This is a genomic window from Paenibacillus sp. S-38 (genome assembly GCF_049942825.1).
Lineage (GTDB): Bacteria > Bacillota > Bacilli > Paenibacillales > NBRC-103111 > Paenibacillus_G.
In genome coordinates this window covers 167257-182500 of the sequence record NZ_CP187970.1, presented here as the reverse complement: position 1 = coordinate 182500, position 15244 = coordinate 167257, and the positions used below count along the sequence as shown (strand labels likewise).

Below are 15244 nucleotides of genomic sequence, written 5' to 3'. Positions count from 1 at the left end.
GGCCGGCAGTCATACCGGTTCAGGCAGAACAGATGCGGCCCCTTCTTCTCCAGCGGGGAGCCGCAGTAAGGGCACTGGCTTGGAGGCACGATCTCCTCCCCGTCGGCTTCCTCCGTCACCTTCCCGAGAATCTCCGGGATGACGTCGTTCGAACGGCGGATATAGATCAGCGAGCCAAGCGCATGCTTCAGGTTCTTCCGCTCGATATCGTCCATGTTATTCAGCGTGCAGTTCTGCACGGTCACCCCGGCGAGATCGACGGGCTCCACCCGGGCCAAAGGCGTAACCTTGCCTGTCCGGCCCACGTTCCATGTCACGCCAAGCAGCGTCGTGACGGCTTCTTCGGCCTCGAACTTGTAGGCGACGGCCCATCTCGGGAATTTGTCGGTATAGCCGAGCACTTCGCGTGTCCGCATATCGTTCACTTTGACCACGAGTCCGTCAATCAGGAAGTCGAACGTATGGCGGATCGATACTAGATGCTGCAGCTCGGCTTCCACCGCTTCGATCGAGTCGAAGAATTTGACGTGAGGGCTGACCTTGAACCGGTTCTCCCGCAGGAAATCGACCATCTCCTGATGGTCGGTAAACTGAAGGGATTCCGAGTAGCCGACATTGTAGAAATAAGCGTTCAGCTTGCGCTCCGCCGTAACCTTGGGATTGAGGTTGCGCAGGGCGCCAGCTGCCGCATTCCGGGCATTCTTCAGCGGCTCCGCGGCCGTCTGGTTGTATGCCTCGAGCACCGACAGGTTCATGATGCCCTCGCCCTGCACTTCAATCCTGCCCTCCGTGTACGGAATACGCAGAGGGATGGAACGAATCGTCTTCACGTTCGCGAGAATGCCCTCTCCCACCACACCGCTGCCGCGGGTGGCCGCCTGGACGAGTTCACCTTTGTCGTACGTCAGGTTCAGCGTCAGGCCGTCGAACTTCAGCTCCACCACAAAGGAGGGCGGAGGCAGCGGGTCGTCCTCGTGCTTGCTGTTATAGTCATTCACAAGCTTCTGGACACGCGCATGCCAAGCCATCAGGTCATCATGGGTCTGCGCCTTATCGAGACTCCAGAGCCGGGCGAGGTGCCGGTGGGATTCGAAGCCCTTCAGCAGTTCCCCGCCGACTCTCAGGGTAGGGGAATCCGGCAGAATCGCGCCGGTCTGCGCCTCCAGCTCCTGCAGCCGCTTGTACAGCGCATCCCATTCCGCATCCGAAATGGAGGGCTGGTCGAGCGTGTAATACAAATAGTTATGCTTATTGATCTCATCAATCAGGGCCTGCATCGTCTCCAAAGCCGAGGGCATGGATCACTTCATCCTCTCATGGCAGCGTATGGATATAAATCTAGTATGCGCGGATTATACCTTAGTAATCGGGGCGAACTTTGCGAGCAGCCGCTTGACGCCCACGGGGGCGGGGAAAGCGATCTGCAGCTCGGTGTCATCCCCCGAGCCCTTGAGCGCGACAACGGTCCCCGTGCCCCATTTGCCGTGCGAGACTTTGTCGCCCATGGCAAAGTCGAGGCTCTTCGGCGCGGAGGCCGCGGACGCGCCGCCTGTGACTGCGCCGGCGGCCGGGGCCGCCCCGCCGCCGCGGAAGCTCACCGGCGTACGGGCCGATGCCGCGGCCGGTGCGCCGCCGAAGCCTCCGGCACTGCCGAAGCGGCGCTCGCCGCCGGCGGAGCCGAACCCCGCGCTGCCGCCGCGGCCGAAGCCGCCCGGACGGGCCGGCTCGAGCAGCTCCGGCGGGAGCTCGCGCAGGAACCGCGACGGCGCGTTCTGCGCCGTCCGGCCGAACAGCGTGCGCATCCGCGCGCACGTGAGGAAGAGCTGTTCCTCGGCACGGGTGATGCCCACGTACGCGAGGCGCCGCTCCTCTTCGAGCTCCTCGTTGTCGGCCACTGCCCGGGAATGCGGGAATACGCCTTCCTCGAGGCCCATAATGAAGACAACGGGGAACTCGAGGCCCTTGGCGCTGTGCATCGTCATGAGCACGACGCCCTGCTTGCCTTCTTCCGGATCGGCGTTCATCGAGTCGATATCCGCTATCAGCGCCAGGTCCGTCAGGAAGGAGACCAGCGATTTGTCTTCATTGCGCTTCTCGAAATCCATCGTTACGGACAGGAACTCGTCGATGTTCTCGAGACGGGCCTGGGACTCGATTGTGTTCTCGCGGCGCAGCTCGTCGCGGTAGCCGGAGAGCTCGAGCATTTTCTCCGTGAGCTCGGTGACCGACAGGTATTCCACCATCCGGTGCAGGTTCTCGATCATATCGCGGAAATCCGCGAGCGCATTCTTCGCCTTGGCGGCCATCTCGATGGCATCCACGTTCTCCAGCATAGCGAAGAGGGAGACTCCGAACTGCGCCGCCGCGCCCGCCAGGCGGTCCAGCGACGTATCGCCGATGCCCCGCTTCGGCACGTTGACGACACGGGCAAAGGAAATATCGTCGTCGGGATTGGAGATCAGTCTCAGGTAAGCGAGAATGTCCTTGATCTCTTTGCGGTCATAGAACTTCACACCGCCAACGATCTGGTAGGGGATGTCCGACTTGATGAGAATTTCCTCTATGACACGGGACTGGGCATTCGTACGGTACAGAATCGCATGATCCTTGTAGCGGCGGCCGTTGTCCAGGTTGCGGCGGATCTCGCCCGTGATGAAGTAGCCTTCCTCATGCTCGGAATCGGCCTGGTAGACCTTGATTTTGTCCCCTTCGGCCTTGTCGGTCCACAGGTTCTTGACCTTGCGCCCCGTATTGTTGGCGATGACCTTGTTGGCCGCGTTCAGGATATTGGATGTCGAACGGTAGTTCTGCTCAAGCAGGATCGTCGTCGCATTCGGATAGTCCTTCTCGAAGTCGAGAATATTGGAGATATCCGCGCCGCGCCACTTGTAGATCGACTGGTCGCTGTCGCCCACCACGCAGATCCGCTTGTGCTTGTCAGCCAGCATCCGGCAAAGCATGTACTGCGCCCGGTTCGTATCCTGGTACTCGTCCACGTGGATGTACTGGAATTTGTTCTGGTAGAAGTCCAATACTTCCGGCACCTGCTTGAACAGCTCGATCGTCGTCATGATGAGATCGTCGAAGTCCAGCGAGTTGTTCGCCCGGAGCTTGCGCTGGTAGGAAGAGTAGACCTTGGCCACGATGCCGTCAAAATAATCCCCGATCTTCCGCTCGAACATCTCCGGGGTCTGCAGCTCGTTCTTCGCGTTGGAGATCGCGGCCTGCACCGCCTTCGGCTCGAATTTCTTCGAGTCGATGTTCTGCTCCTTCATGATGTTGCGGATCACGGAGAGCTGGTCCCCGGAATCCAGTATCGAGAAATTCGAGGTGAAGCCGATCCGCGAAATATCCCGGCGCAGAATCCGGACGCACATGGAGTGGAAGGTGGATACCCAGATGTCGCCGCCCTGCGGACCGACCAAAGTACTTACCCGCTCCTGCATCTCCCTTGCCGCCTTGTTAGTAAAGGTGATGGCCAGGATGCTCCAAGGCGCAGCCTTGCGCGTAGCGATCAGGTAAGCAATGCGGTGCGTCAGCACGCGCGTCTTGCCGCTCCCTGCGCCGGCCATGATCAGCAGAGGCCCTTCGACCGTCTCCACCGCCTGCTTCTGTTGGGGATTGAGCTTGTTGACCGCCTGAAATATATCGATAGGTTGGTTAATCATAGTCGGTTCCTTTCTGTCCACCGGAGAGCCGCGGGTTACCGGCCGGCTGCACCGCCTGCTTCACGGACGGCCTGCACCGTCTGAAGCGCGCTCTCCAGATCGTAATAAATGCTGTTGCCGACGACAACGGTATGCGCCGCCTCCGCCGCCTGCAGGGCCTTCTCCGGCCCGTCGATGCCGCCGCCATAGAAAAGGCGGGACTCCTCAAGCAGGCCGGAGACTTTCTTCACAAGGGCCATGTCGCCGAAAATTCCGCTGTACTCCATATAAATGACCGGACAGCGGAACAGACGCTCGCCGAGGCGGGCATAAGCCTCCACATCCCTGCCCGAGAGCTCCGTCTCGGAAGAGGTAACGCGTGCGGCTGCAGAATCGCCGTTCAGCATGATGTATCCCTCGGTGACGATCTGGCTCCAGTCCATGATCGCCCCGTATTCCTTGAGCGCCGCATGCTGCCTCCCCGTAATCCACTGTGGATCCCGGCTGTTGAGCACCACCGGAATGAAGTAAAGGTCAAACCCGGGCACGATCGCCTCCTGTTCGGAGACTTCCAGCACGCAGGGCACCTCATACCGGCGGACGCGTGCCAGCAGATCGACCGTATTGTCGAAGGTTACACCGGTAGACCCGCCGACCATAATCGCATCGGTACCCGAAAGGCATACCTTCTCCAGCGCTTCGTCGCCCAGCTCCCGGTCGGGGTCCAATTTGAATACATGCTTCCATGTTTTGAGATCGAGATGCAAAAGAAAATCCTCCTGTCTGTCCACCCAAGGGAAGGCTGAAACTGAAGAAGCCTTCCTTCAAGCCGTTCAAGCCAAAAAAGTCCCTCTCACCGCGAACTTGCAAAGGATGCGGGTATGCCATGGGGCCGGGACCGGGGAATCCATATAAGTATCATCATAGAGATCAAACCAGCAGTAAAAACATCATTCTAGGGACTAGTCTAGTCTACCGGAGAGGGTGTGTCAATGAAAGACAACTTGACCCGGAGTACCCTGCCGCCCCCTGCCCATTATACCACAAAGGAAGAATGTACGTTCGGAAATTTAGTGTCCTTGCGGACACGCCAAAAAGAGGCAGCGGGGCTTCCCTCTTCCTGCCCCAACTGCCTCTATGAATAGCCTCGGCCTACCTGCCGCCTGCCCGTTATGACTCGGTGCGGAACTCCGTGATGACCAAACGGTCCCCCTGAATTTGGTATTCAGAGGAGTGGCTCAGCACCGATTCCGCCCCATCCCCGCGCCTTCTGCCGTTCAAAGTAAGCTTATACTGGTTATTAGCCGGCTGTTCCTTGCGGAGCTCATACCGGTCCCACTCGCTGCGCAGCCCAAGCATCGCCTTGGTGCTATTGGCCTGATAAGTGCCCACCGTAGCATCGTGGCGGTAAAAATAATCGATCAGCCGCTGGGCCATCTGCGACGAATAAACCTGGGTCAAATGCTTGTGCATCTCCCGCATCGCGTACTCGTCCATCTCACCGGTTACCGGGGAGGAGAGCACCTTGTGCGTCCAATCGTCCACCTGGCGGATCCAGGTGATCACCTGCTCATCGGTTCCCGACAGGACCTCCTTGCCCATCGGCGGGGGAGTAACTTGGGAGAAAGTCTGCAGCAGGCGCTCCCGGCCCACGGTCTTCTGCAAGGTCTTCATGTTCGCGTCGTTGCTGCCGTCTCCGTTCTGGCAGCCGGCCAGCAGGGTTGCAAGCAAGCCTAGCATCAGCAATCGTTTCATCGGAGTACCCTCCTGCGTTTGGCGGTTTTCTCGTATTATGGGTAGAATCCGAAAAACTATACCCTTCGCCCTCCAAGTGCAATAGAGAATACCCGGTTGAGGTAAGTTAATAAAAGAGCAGGATGAAGGCACTACCCGCAATCAGGAGGGAGCCCATGAGTAAAAAGAAGCGTTCACCGTCCGTGCTTGGCCGCTGCGAGCTCTGCCTCCGTGAAGGAGTCGAAACAACGGAGCATCATCTGACCCCCAAGGAAAGGGGAGGCACCTTTCTCGGCACGGCCGACCTCTGCATCCCCTGCCACAAGCAGATCCACGCCCTCTTCACCAACGAAGAGCTCGCGGCCGGCCTGAATACGCTGGAGGCGCTGCGCGCCAACGAAGCCATCGGCGGTTTCCTCCGGTGGATTCGAAAACAGCCGCCATCCGCTCTCCCCCGCGTACGCAAATCCCAGCATGTCCGGGGGAAGCGCTGACCCGGGTAAGCAGGACAAGATAACCGGCTTCGCCGTCCTTTACGGACGAGGCTCGTTTATTAAGAAATATAAGATGACAGAATCGAGCCCTGGCGAGATATAAATTCTTATATTTGAACAAAAACAATCCCCCGGACTGCAGCAAGGCTGCTCTCCGGGGGATTGGACGGGAGGACAAAGGTTGCGGAGGTCCCCTCCGCTGCGCTGTCCCCTGCGATTTGGGCGGGTGCCCGCCTAGTATTGCGGACGGCGCTTGTTACATCATGTATTTAGTGCCCTGATGGGACCCTTGGCTGCCACTCTGAGACTGCCTGGTGGCGGAGGCCGAGGAGCTGCTGCCCTGCTTTCCGGCACTGCCCGAGCCTTCCGAGGAGGATGCTGCGCTCATGCTGTATCCGCCAATCTGGCGGCCGGCGGAAGAAGCGATCCCTGAGGAGGCATACCCTTGGCTCTGCTCGCCCGCCTGGGAAGAACTGCCGTACGATTCGGTGGCACTGCTGCCGTAACGGCCGCTGTTATACTCCTGTACGGCCTGCTTGGCCGTGTAGTATTCTCCGGCGTCCGTACCGGCCACCGAGGATTTCTGGCTGAAGTCGTTGTCCTGCTGGGAAGACCCGTAGGTGTTGTAGCCTGCGGAATAGCCCTGCCCCTGAAGCAGCGGCTGACTGTATGATGAGCTGAACCCTTGGCCCGGACTCTGGGAGGGAGCGGACTGGCCGTAAGACGTATTCTGCGAGCCCGTACCGTACGACGTCTGTCCCCCCTGCGAGGAAGGAGACGTAAAGTTCGCTCCGCCGACATTATAGCTCGTCTGATACGCCTGCGGGGACGGCTGCTGCTGGAACGCCAGGTTCTGCTGCTGATAGGCTTGCGTCTGCTGCTGGCCCTGTACGCCCTGCTGCTGGTACAAGCCCGCGCTGCTGGCGTACGCGTTCTGCACGGCCCCTTGTACGGTGCTCTGCAGCTGCTCCGCTTTGTGGATCTGGTTCTGCAGCTCCTGCTGCACTTCCTGCTGGGACGCCAGACGGATATTGCCGTATCCGTTAATCTGGGACAGCACGGTAAACAGCTCCGCCTGATCCTGAAGCGTCTTCTGCGTCAGGGATATGAACGTCTGGCGGATCGCCGGATGCGTGGCTTCGAGCGCGGCTGTCGTATATTCACGGGCTGTACGCTTGAGCTCGGACAGGACCAGCTTCGCCACGTCCTGCTCATCGAGATGCAGGTGGCGCTGCTCGGAAGCCTGCTGGCCCTGCTGGTTGTAATTCGTTTGATACATGGCCTTTGGCACCTCCTATGTATGCTTAATGGGTCGTCTGCGTATGCTGCTGCAGGGTCCGGAGCAGTTGATCCGTATTCTGCAGGCGCTCCTGGGCGATCTGGGCCAATTTTTGCTTGAGCTGGGGCGTCTGGCTCTCCATCACCCCTTGAACCGCAATCTTGGCGAGCAGTTCTTCGTTCGAGAGCGAGTCGGAGATATAGGCCAGCTCCTTGGCCGTGACCGTATTGCCGCTAAGGGTCTGCTGCTGTTGTTGTTGATTGTACATATGGAAGGTCCTCCTTTCCTGATCGACAAGGGTAGATTGCCCAGGTGAATGGAAAAATATGTGCACCTTGGAAAAGTTTTTTCGAGGTTACATTGCGGGCGGTGTATGGGGCTCCGCTCTGTGCCGATCTTCAGTCCATCTGGTATAGTGGTAGAGGAAAGGAGCTGTCTCCATGGAGCCCTCAATGAACAGCCTGCTCGGATATTGGCTGAAAATCACATACCGGAATATCTGCAATTATCTCGACGAACAGCTGGCTCCCTTCGGCATTACCAATGCCCAGCTCGGTGTACTGCTCATGCTGTGGGAAAAGGAAGGGCTCACCCAAAAGGATCTTCAAGAAGGACTCGGGATCCGGGCGGCTTCCCTGTCCCATCTGATGAAGAGCCTGGAAGCCAAGGGCCTGATCCGGCGCCAGGCCGATGAGCGGGACACCCGGGTGAACCGGGTCTATCCCGCTGGGGCCTCCTGGGAGATCCGGGAAGCCTGCCTGCGGATTACGGCGGAAGGCGAGCGCCGTCTGACGGAGCATCTGTCCGCCGCGGAGAAAGAAAAACTGCTCGGACAGATGAGACGAATGAACGATAACTGGTAATAACCGTCCGTGGGACTCCGCTCCTGCTCCGGACGGCGACGCTGTTCTTTCCTCCCGATACGTACGCGGGCTTCTTCCATAGGGCCCCCATTCTCTCCTTACGGCAGCCCTGAACCAAGCCGGCTTCAGGGCACTGTCTTATCGGACGGCCCCTGATTGGGATCTATTGACAAAAGGGCTAGCTCGGCCTATGATTTAGTTAGATATCTAACCTTTAGATATCTAACTAAATCATAGGAGGCATCGCCTTATGACGGATGACGTGATGTACCGCCGTTCCAATCTGAATCGGATCGCCGATGTTCAGAAGCTTGTTCCCGCCGCGGCCGGCGCCTACTTCCGGTTCGAGAAGGAGACCTTCGCCGAAGGAGCCATTCCTTCGCGAACCAAAGAGCTGATCGCAATTGCAGCCGCCCATGTGACCGGATGCCCCTACTGCATCGACGTGCATGTAGGCAAGTTCAAGGCCCTTGGGGGGACGGCGGAAGAAGTGATGGAAGCCGCCGTGGTTGCCGGTGCGGTGAAGGCGGGAGCAGCCCTCGCTCACAGCACGCATGCGCTGAGGGCCTATGAGGAACTGCCCTAAGCCTTCGAGCTCGCACGCCTAAGGCCGCACTCCCTCAGGCCTCCGGCCTGCCGACCGTCTCTCTTACGACCGTATCCAACAGCTCGTGCGGCTTCTGCAGCACATAGTCCGGCTGCGCACCGCGCAGCAGCGCTTCGGCGTCGTAGCCCCAGGTGACGGCAGCGACGGGAAGGCTCACGCGGCGGCAGGCTTCGATGTCTCGAAGCTCGTCGCCGACATAGACCGTCTCCTCCGTCAGCAGCCGCTCCGCCCGCAGCAGGCGCCGGATCGCCTTGTCTTTGCCGAAAAGGTTCGAAGCCGTAAAGATGAAGTCCGGCTCGGCCCACCCGCCGCGGTCCAGGAACGCACGGATATTATCCGCGTGGTTCGACGAGAGGATCCCGGCGCGGATCCCCCGGCGGCGGAGCTCTCCCAGCACCTCCGGCATGCCCGGTACCGGCTCCAGCTCCGTGACGGCCCGCTTGTAACGCCGCTTGACCTCGAAGAGCAGGGGCGGAAGTTTATGCAGCGGGCATCCCAGGGCGCGGAGCCGGTCGGGGACCGACAGAGCCGCCAGGGCGGGGATCTCCTCTTCACGGATCTTCCGATAGCCGTAAGCATCCGAAAGCTCGTTAAAGAGGCGGACCGCCAAGTCCCGCGAAGCGACGAGGGTCCCGTCAAAATCGAAAATCACCGTTTTCTTCATTCTGAAAGGCCTGCCTTCCCAACGCCCATTTCTTTCTACTTATCATCGCAGGGCCGGCAGACCGGGTCAACCCTTTTTCTTCCTGATTTGTCACTTGCAACAGAAAAAGAGCCCGCCCGGACGTTATTCCGCCCGGAGCGGGACTCTTCTGGCTCTCTTTCAAAGGTTTATCCTCCTGCCAGGAAATCGGTCAGGGAGGTCTCCTCCGCTTCCGGATTCCCTTCCCTCTTCCATGCCAGGGCAAAGGACTCGTACTTCAAATCCTCCGGGAACGTCGTCTCGAGATCCCCGAAGTACTTCTCGATGACTGTACGCTGCGACCGGTGGGCAAGCAGCGCTCGGCGCTTCACATCCCACCGGCCTCTGGAGTCCAGCCGGTACGTAATGCGCCGTCCCCGGGCCGCCGGACCGAAGAGGAAGTAGTACAGCTTGCGCACGGACGCACAGCCTCCTCCGAAGACCGCCTCACGCGCCCCACGGGAAATGGCGATATGATCGGGGTGCCTGTTGCCGCCGTCCTCAGGGAACGTTACGACAATCTCGACTCCGTGCCGGTTCAGAAAATCCGTGATCCTGGCGGACAGCTCTTCTGCAGGCACGTCCCCCAGCTTGCCGTCCGGGAAGCCCAAGTGCTCCACTTCCCGAATCCCAAGGATCTCCGCCGCGCCGGCGAGCTCCTTCACCCGCACCTCCGCCAGCTCCTCCCTGCTCAGGGGGCCCAAGGGGCCACTCTGTCCCGCATCCCCTTTGGTAGCCGACAGCAGAACCACCTTATGCCCCGCATCCGCCAGCTCGCGGGCAAGAATAGCGCTGCCGAACGTCTCGTCATCCGGATGTGCCAATACGAATCCAATTACGGCCTCCTTCATAACCTACCTCTCCTTTCTTTACTACAGCCATTATACCCCACCAGGCCGTCCAATTAACGATACGGCAGGAGGGAAGCACCCCTGGAGCGGGAAAGGACTGCATGCATTAGCGCTTTGTGAGGCAATAAGCAGCCTATCCGATGCAAAAAAAGAGGCCGCCGTCCGGGATTCTTCCCTTCAGGCAGGCCTCTTCTAAATCCATTGCTACTTCTGCTCCTGGGCCGCATCCTGCGGCGCCGCAGGGGCCGGAGCCGCAGCGTCTCCCGCTGCCGCTCCTTCGGCCGCCTTCGTCTTCGGCAGATCGGCGAGCTCCTGTACGCCGGCCGCCGGCACCGCAAACGCCCAGGCGTCGCCCTGCTTCGCGATCCAGACGCTGGCGCCGTCCAGCTTGCCGGTATAGAGGACGACCGTTTCCTTGCCTTCGGCGTCCGATTCTTTGACCTCCAGCCGCAGATCCGGCTGGTCCAGGCCTTTGACCTCCGACGCAGCCTTCGCCGGCTGGTCGGTCGTCAGGAACGACGCCTTGTCGAGATAAGCCGAGGCGTCCGCCCCTTTGAGCTCCTTGTCGCCGAGTTTCCAATTGGCTTCATACGACTTTTTGTCCGGCTCGGCCTTGGTCAAGGTCCACTTCTCGCCCTTATAGTCCACCCCGATGGAACGGACCGCTTCATAGTTCAGCTTCACGGGGCTCTTCTCCATAAAATCGAGAGGCTGCTTCGCGAGCGACGTGACATGCATTTCCGCGAGTTGGAACACCTCCGGTGAAGAGCCGAACTTTGCATAATAAAAGCCCTGCACGGCCACCGGATCGCCCACGGACAGCGTCTGCTTCGTACCGTCCTTCAGGGTCACGGTGAACTCCTGCTTCGGCTGGGCCAGCCCGAACTGCGCAAGGTCCGACGGGTTCGCATCGACCGTCTTCTCCTTCTTCGCATTCGTGAAGCTGTCCACCCAGGCGCCCGGCTCGTACTCGTTCAGCGGCATCGCGGACGGCTTCGTCATCGCCCACTTGCCGTCCTTCTGCTCAAGCTCGACGACCGTGTCGCCGTTCTTGATCGTATATCCCGTCACATCCTGCTTACTTACCGTGACGAGCGCCGGAGTCTCCGGCGGCTTCTCCTTGAAGAAATCCTGGCTGGAAGCGTACCAGAATCCGCCGATGCAGAGAATGACGAGAACGAGGGTCGGTATCAGCCGCTTCATCCCAGTCTCCTCCTCCACCAGATCAGACCGCCGACGACGAGGAAGAACAGCGGGTACAAGAGCACCGTACCATAGAAAATCGTGCTGCCCTGGCTCTGTGTCAACGCCGCCGTCTGCGGTGCGTCGCCTTCCCGCGGCCGGATCGTCACCTGATCCTTCTGCTCCTGCAGCCAGCCGACGCTGTTCAGGGCGAAGTCCCGGTTGCCCTGCTGCTGGATGATGCTGTCCTGGAAGAACGTCGAGCCGCCAAGCACCACCGCCTTCGGCTTCTGGTCCTTATCTTCGACGACATAGCCCAGGTTGAGCGGCCCCTTGACGTCCTTGGCGTCATTGGCGCTGCGGCTGGAGTTCGCCAAGGTCTGCAGATCCGTCTCGCCGTACGCCTTGTCCGTCGTCTTCAGGATCGGCGTAGCCGGGAAGTCGGCCACCGGCTGATCGGAGCCCAGGCTGACCGCCAGCGTCATCATCGTCAGCAGGTTGTACTGCTGCAGCTTGCTCGTAATCTCATGGCTGCCGTATTCCGGAATGATCGTCAGCGGATCGTACAGCATGCTCTGCTTCGGCTCGATCGCCACCGCATGCTGATCCTGGATGCCGTACTGGGCCATGATCGCATCGAGATTTTTCCAGCCTGCCGCCATGTCCTTATTGAAGCCGAGCGCCAGATACAGCTTGCCCTTGCCGCTCAGGTAGGTCTTCACGAGCTCCGCTTCCTTGTCAGAGAGATCGTTCTCCGGCCCGATGATGAACAGCACCTCGGCATCGTCCGGGATTTTGCCCTCACGCAGCAGATTGAGCTCCTTCACTTCATAGTTCTCACCCTCGAGCCCGCTGCGCCACAGGTTCATCTGGCTCATCGGCATTTCGTTATGTCCCGAGAGGAAGTACACCTTGCGCTTCTCCTTGGCATTCAGGTTGGCCAGCGCCTGCGTCAGCTTTTCTTCCCCGCTGAACTTGTACACGTCGCCCTGCTGCTGCCCCGGAATGAACATGTCGTAATAATAAATGGTCTTCTTCTGCGTGCCGCTCTCCACGACCAGGGTACCGGCCGGGTCCACCTCGTAATTCTTCGCTACCGCCGGATTCTTGACAAGATCGTATTCCTCGAACGTAATCTTGCCGTTCTGCCGTTTGTACTCCTGCACCAGATCCGATACCTGACGGGAAATAATCGGCTCGGTCCGGTCGCTCGTAAACGCGATAACGCGCACGTCCTTGTCCAGCGCCTTCAGCGTCTGGACCGTCTGATCGGCCAGCGTAAATTTGTTATCCTTCGTAAAGTCGACCTTGAGGTTCTTCGCCGAGTTCAGAAATATCGTCAGCACGATAAAGATGCCGATCACCGCCAGCGACAGTACGGTCGCGTTCGTTCCGCGGATCCACTTGTTCACTTGCCTCTTCCCCCTTTATCTCCAGCGTTTGCGTTCGAGCACTTGGATGCTCAGCAGCAGGAACACCGCGATCAGCGTCACATAGAACAGGACGTCCGAGAAATCGAGCACGCCCTTCTGCAGGTCGTTCGTACGCCCTACAATCGAGAACAGGCCCAGGTAGTCCTTAATCTTGCCGCCCACGGTGTCGCCAAGCCACTCAATCGTCCAGAACAAGAGCAGAATCGCAAACCCGATAATCCCCGACACCATCTGGTGCGAAGAAAGTGAGGAAGCAAACAGGCCGACCGCCATCATCGCCGCCCCCATCAGGAACATCGCAAGATAAGACATCCATAGGACAGGCTGATCCAGTTCGCCGAAGGCGCTGAGAATCAGCGGATAGATGAGGCTGCCCACGACGAGCAGCAGCTGGACGACGAGAGCGGCAAGATACTTGCCGAACACAATCTCCGTCAGCGACACGGGCGAAGTCAGCAGAAGCTCATCGGTGCCCTGGCGCAGCTCGTCGGAGACCAGCCGCATCGTCAGCAGCGGGATGATGAACAGGAACACGAACGTCGTCGAGCCAAAGATCGGACGCACATCCACATAGTACGGCGGATACAGGAAGTTCGCACTGAAAAAGTAGCCCGCAATGAGGAAAAAGAAAGCGAACGCCGCATAAGCGATCGGCGAGTAAAAATAATGCTGAAGCTCCTTCTTCGTCATGGCCATCATTCTACGCATGAGCCGCCACCTCCCCGTCCCCGTTCTCCGCCGCAGCCGCACTCTCCAGCGATTCGCTTGTCGTCAGCTTGAGGAAGATATCCTCCAGGCTGAGGCTCTCCCGCTTCATGGCGAGAATCGGATAGCGCTTCTCCGCCAGCCGGTAGAACAGCGCCTCACGGACATCTTGGCGGCCCTCCGACGTCACCAGCACCTTGACGCTGTCCCGGGCTGCGGAGGCGTCCGCTGCAAGCGTCGCCGGCTCCGCAGCAGGCTCCGCCGGGGCAAAGGACGCCGCGCCTTCCGCACCCAGCTCCCGCACGCTGCCCACACCCGGCACCGACGCAAGCTCGGCCAGCACCGCTTCGCGCGGACCGCGGACTTCGAGCGACACTTCGAACGTCTCGCCCATGGAATGGGCCAGCTGATCCGGCTGGCCATCCAGCACAATCTGCCCGCCGTTAATGATCAGCACGCGGTTGCACAGCGTGTTGATCTCCGGCAGGATATGCGTGGAGAGCAGCACGGTATGATTCTCCCCCAGCTCGCGGATGAGCTGGCGGATCTCGATGATCTGCTTCGGGTCGAGACCGGAAGTCGGCTCGTCGAGCACAAGCAGGTCGGGATTGTGCAGAATCGCCTGGGCCAGGCCGATCCGCTGCTTGTAGCCCTTGGAGAGGCTGCGGATGATCTGCCGCTCCCGCCCCTGCAGCCCGAGCCGTTCGATGACTTCCCCTATCCGCCGCTTCTGGTCTCTGGCGGGAATATCCCTCAGGTCCGCGATAAACTGGAGATAGGCGGACACCGTCATCTCCGGATAGAGCGGAGGCGTCTCCGGCAGGTAGCCGATCTTCTGCCTGGCCTTCTTCGGATGATCCGCCATCGACAGGCCGTCGATCGTGATGCTGCCGTGCGTCGGATTCAAATAACCCGTGATCATCCGCATCGTCGTTGTTTTTCCGGCCCCGTTCGGACCGAGAAACCCGACAATCTCACCGCGGTTCATCGAGAAATCGATGTTCCGGACCCCTCTCTGGTTCTCGTACAATTTGCTGACTCCTTTGACCTCAAGCACGGTCAAAACCTCCATTCGTCCCACAAATTCCTTCACTATCAAGCCATATCCAACTTAGGCCCGCCTTAACCAAAGTCACTATACAAGTGCAATCCTAAGCCAACCTTAACTCAACCTGAAAAGCACATTAAAAATTTGTGTCCAAATTGTGACAAACCCATGAACAAATAGAAAAGAGCATGCCAAAACCACCGCATTCCGCTAAGGGAACCGGTGTCCGGCACTGTCTTTTCATGTATATAAGACCTGCCCGTTTAATGTTCTTGGGGCTCCCGCTTTAGGGCCCAACCAGTCCAAGCCGCTCCGGCCAGATCGATCAGCCCCAGGGGGACAAACAAAACAGGCATGGCCTTCCCAAGCACAAATCCGGTAACGGATACGAACACCAGCGCCCGCAGCCAAATCGAAAGCCGGAAAAATTCATGCCAACCCTTGCGCGCGGCGAGCACGTAGTAGCCTCCCAAAAAGGCCAGCAGTTCTCCGATAAACCGGAGCCACACCTTCGGCAGCTCTACGATCCCGAGCAGTTCCCTCAGAAATCCGGGCAGCAAAAAAAGCACCGTACCCAGTACAAGCAGATATATGCCGAAGATCATCATGCTTTGCGATGCTCTCTTCATCCGATGTCCCGTCCCCTCCAGCCCCAGCTGCATCTTCTTGCCTACGCTGCCCTTCCTGTACGGGATGCGGGCAATTAACCCCTGCCTATA

At 59.3% G+C, this 15244-nt stretch carries 17 protein-coding genes (1 of these 17 cut by a window edge); 3 read left to right on the top strand and 14 right to left on the bottom strand.

From position 1 onward, the window contains the following. The 4 genes from ligA to ACP26L_RS00830 all read right to left on the bottom strand — a co-directional run. Nucleotides 1-1298: the 5' portion of an NAD-dependent DNA ligase LigA gene (gene ligA, locus ACP26L_RS00845; RefSeq protein ID WP_426450579.1), read on the bottom strand. The gene continues 721 nt to the left of window position 1, outside the view; the window shows 1298 of its 2019 coding nt (coding positions 1-1298); the start codon lies at nt 1296-1298; its stop codon lies beyond the left edge, outside the window. Nucleotides 1299-1352: 54 nt separating this feature from the next. Continuing rightward, complete coding sequence (gene pcrA, locus ACP26L_RS00840) at nt 1353-3668, bottom strand: DNA helicase PcrA (protein WP_426450577.1); 2316 nt, start codon at nt 3666-3668, stop codon at nt 1353-1355. 35 nt (nt 3669-3703) lie between these two features. Beyond that, the gene (locus ACP26L_RS00835; RefSeq protein ID WP_426450576.1) at nt 3704-4414 is read right to left on the bottom strand and encodes a heptaprenylglyceryl phosphate synthase; all 711 of its coding nucleotides are present in this window, start codon (nt 4412-4414) and stop codon (nt 3704-3706) included. Between the two features lie 403 nt (nt 4415-4817). After that, the gene (locus ACP26L_RS00830; RefSeq protein WP_426450575.1) at nt 4818-5402 is read right to left on the bottom strand and encodes a hypothetical protein; all 585 of its coding nucleotides are present in this window, start codon (nt 5400-5402) and stop codon (nt 4818-4820) included. Between the two features lie 155 nt (nt 5403-5557). Between ACP26L_RS00830 and ACP26L_RS00825 the strand changes: the two genes are divergently transcribed. Next, complete coding sequence (locus tag ACP26L_RS00825) at nt 5558-5875, top strand: HNH endonuclease (protein WP_426450574.1); 318 nt, start codon at nt 5558-5560, stop codon at nt 5873-5875. A gap of 256 nt (nt 5876-6131) precedes the next feature. On the opposite strand, the gene ACP26L_RS00820 is transcribed toward ACP26L_RS00825, so the two are convergent. Together ACP26L_RS00820 and ACP26L_RS00815 are read right to left on the bottom strand one after the other, a co-directional pair. Next, the gene (locus ACP26L_RS00820; RefSeq protein ID WP_426450573.1) at nt 6132-7154 is read right to left on the bottom strand and encodes a spore coat protein; all 1023 of its coding nucleotides are present in this window, start codon (nt 7152-7154) and stop codon (nt 6132-6134) included. A 25-nt stretch (nt 7155-7179) separates the two neighbouring features. Continuing rightward, nucleotides 7180-7422, bottom strand: a complete 243-nt coding sequence (locus ACP26L_RS00815; protein WP_426450571.1) for a hypothetical protein — start codon at nt 7420-7422, stop codon at nt 7180-7182. Nucleotides 7423-7594: 172 nt separating this feature from the next. Between ACP26L_RS00815 and ACP26L_RS00810 the strand changes: the two genes are divergently transcribed. Together ACP26L_RS00810 and ACP26L_RS00805 are read left to right on the top strand one after the other, a co-directional pair. Then, nucleotides 7595-8017 carry a MarR family winged helix-turn-helix transcriptional regulator gene (locus tag ACP26L_RS00810; protein ID WP_426450570.1) on the top strand — a complete coding sequence of 141 codons (423 nt, stop codon included), beginning with the start codon at nt 7595-7597 and terminating at the stop codon, nt 8015-8017. A 250-nt stretch (nt 8018-8267) separates the two neighbouring features. Then, complete coding sequence (locus ACP26L_RS00805) at nt 8268-8603, top strand: carboxymuconolactone decarboxylase family protein (RefSeq protein WP_426450569.1); 336 nt, start codon at nt 8268-8270, stop codon at nt 8601-8603. Nucleotides 8604-8637: 34 nt separating this feature from the next. Here ACP26L_RS00805 and ACP26L_RS00800 read toward each other — a convergent pair whose 3' ends face one another. The 8 genes from ACP26L_RS00800 to ACP26L_RS00765 form a co-directional block, all read right to left on the bottom strand. Beyond that, complete coding sequence (locus tag ACP26L_RS00800) at nt 8638-9288, bottom strand: HAD-IA family hydrolase (RefSeq protein ID WP_426450568.1); 651 nt, start codon at nt 9286-9288, stop codon at nt 8638-8640. Beyond that, the gene (locus tag ACP26L_RS00795; RefSeq protein WP_426450567.1) at nt 9260-9451 is read right to left on the bottom strand and encodes a hypothetical protein; all 192 of its coding nucleotides are present in this window, start codon (nt 9449-9451) and stop codon (nt 9260-9262) included. Before ACP26L_RS00795 ends, ACP26L_RS00800 begins: the two co-directional genes overlap by 29 nt. Nucleotides 9452-9455: 4 nt before the next feature. Further along, nucleotides 9456-10157: a PIG-L deacetylase family protein gene (locus tag ACP26L_RS00790; protein WP_426450566.1), complete on the bottom strand. Its 702-nt coding sequence runs from the start codon at nt 10155-10157 to the stop codon at nt 9456-9458. A 204-nt stretch (nt 10158-10361) separates the two neighbouring features. Further along, a complete protein-coding gene (locus tag ACP26L_RS00785; protein ID WP_426450565.1) occupies nt 10362-11360 on the bottom strand; it encodes a DUF4340 domain-containing protein in 999 nt (332 codons plus the stop codon). After that, on the bottom strand, nt 11357-12751 hold the full coding sequence (locus ACP26L_RS00780) for a GldG family protein (RefSeq protein ID WP_426450563.1): 1395 nt from the start codon (nt 12749-12751) through the stop codon (nt 11357-11359). Before ACP26L_RS00780 ends, ACP26L_RS00785 begins: the two co-directional genes overlap by 4 nt. Before the next feature lie 15 nt (nt 12752-12766). Continuing rightward, the gene (locus tag ACP26L_RS00775) at nt 12767-13480 is read right to left on the bottom strand and encodes an ABC transporter permease subunit (RefSeq protein ID WP_426450562.1); all 714 of its coding nucleotides are present in this window, start codon (nt 13478-13480) and stop codon (nt 12767-12769) included. Further along, entirely contained in the window at nt 13473-14549 is a 1077-nt protein-coding gene (locus tag ACP26L_RS00770; RefSeq protein ID WP_426450561.1) for an ABC transporter ATP-binding protein, read from the bottom strand. The genes ACP26L_RS00775 and ACP26L_RS00770 overlap by 8 nt, the downstream gene beginning before the upstream one ends. A gap of 239 nt (nt 14550-14788) precedes the next feature. Further along, complete coding sequence (locus ACP26L_RS00765; protein ID WP_426450560.1) at nt 14789-15154, bottom strand: hypothetical protein; 366 nt, start codon at nt 15152-15154, stop codon at nt 14789-14791. Between the last annotated feature and the right edge of the window lie 90 nt (nt 15155-15244).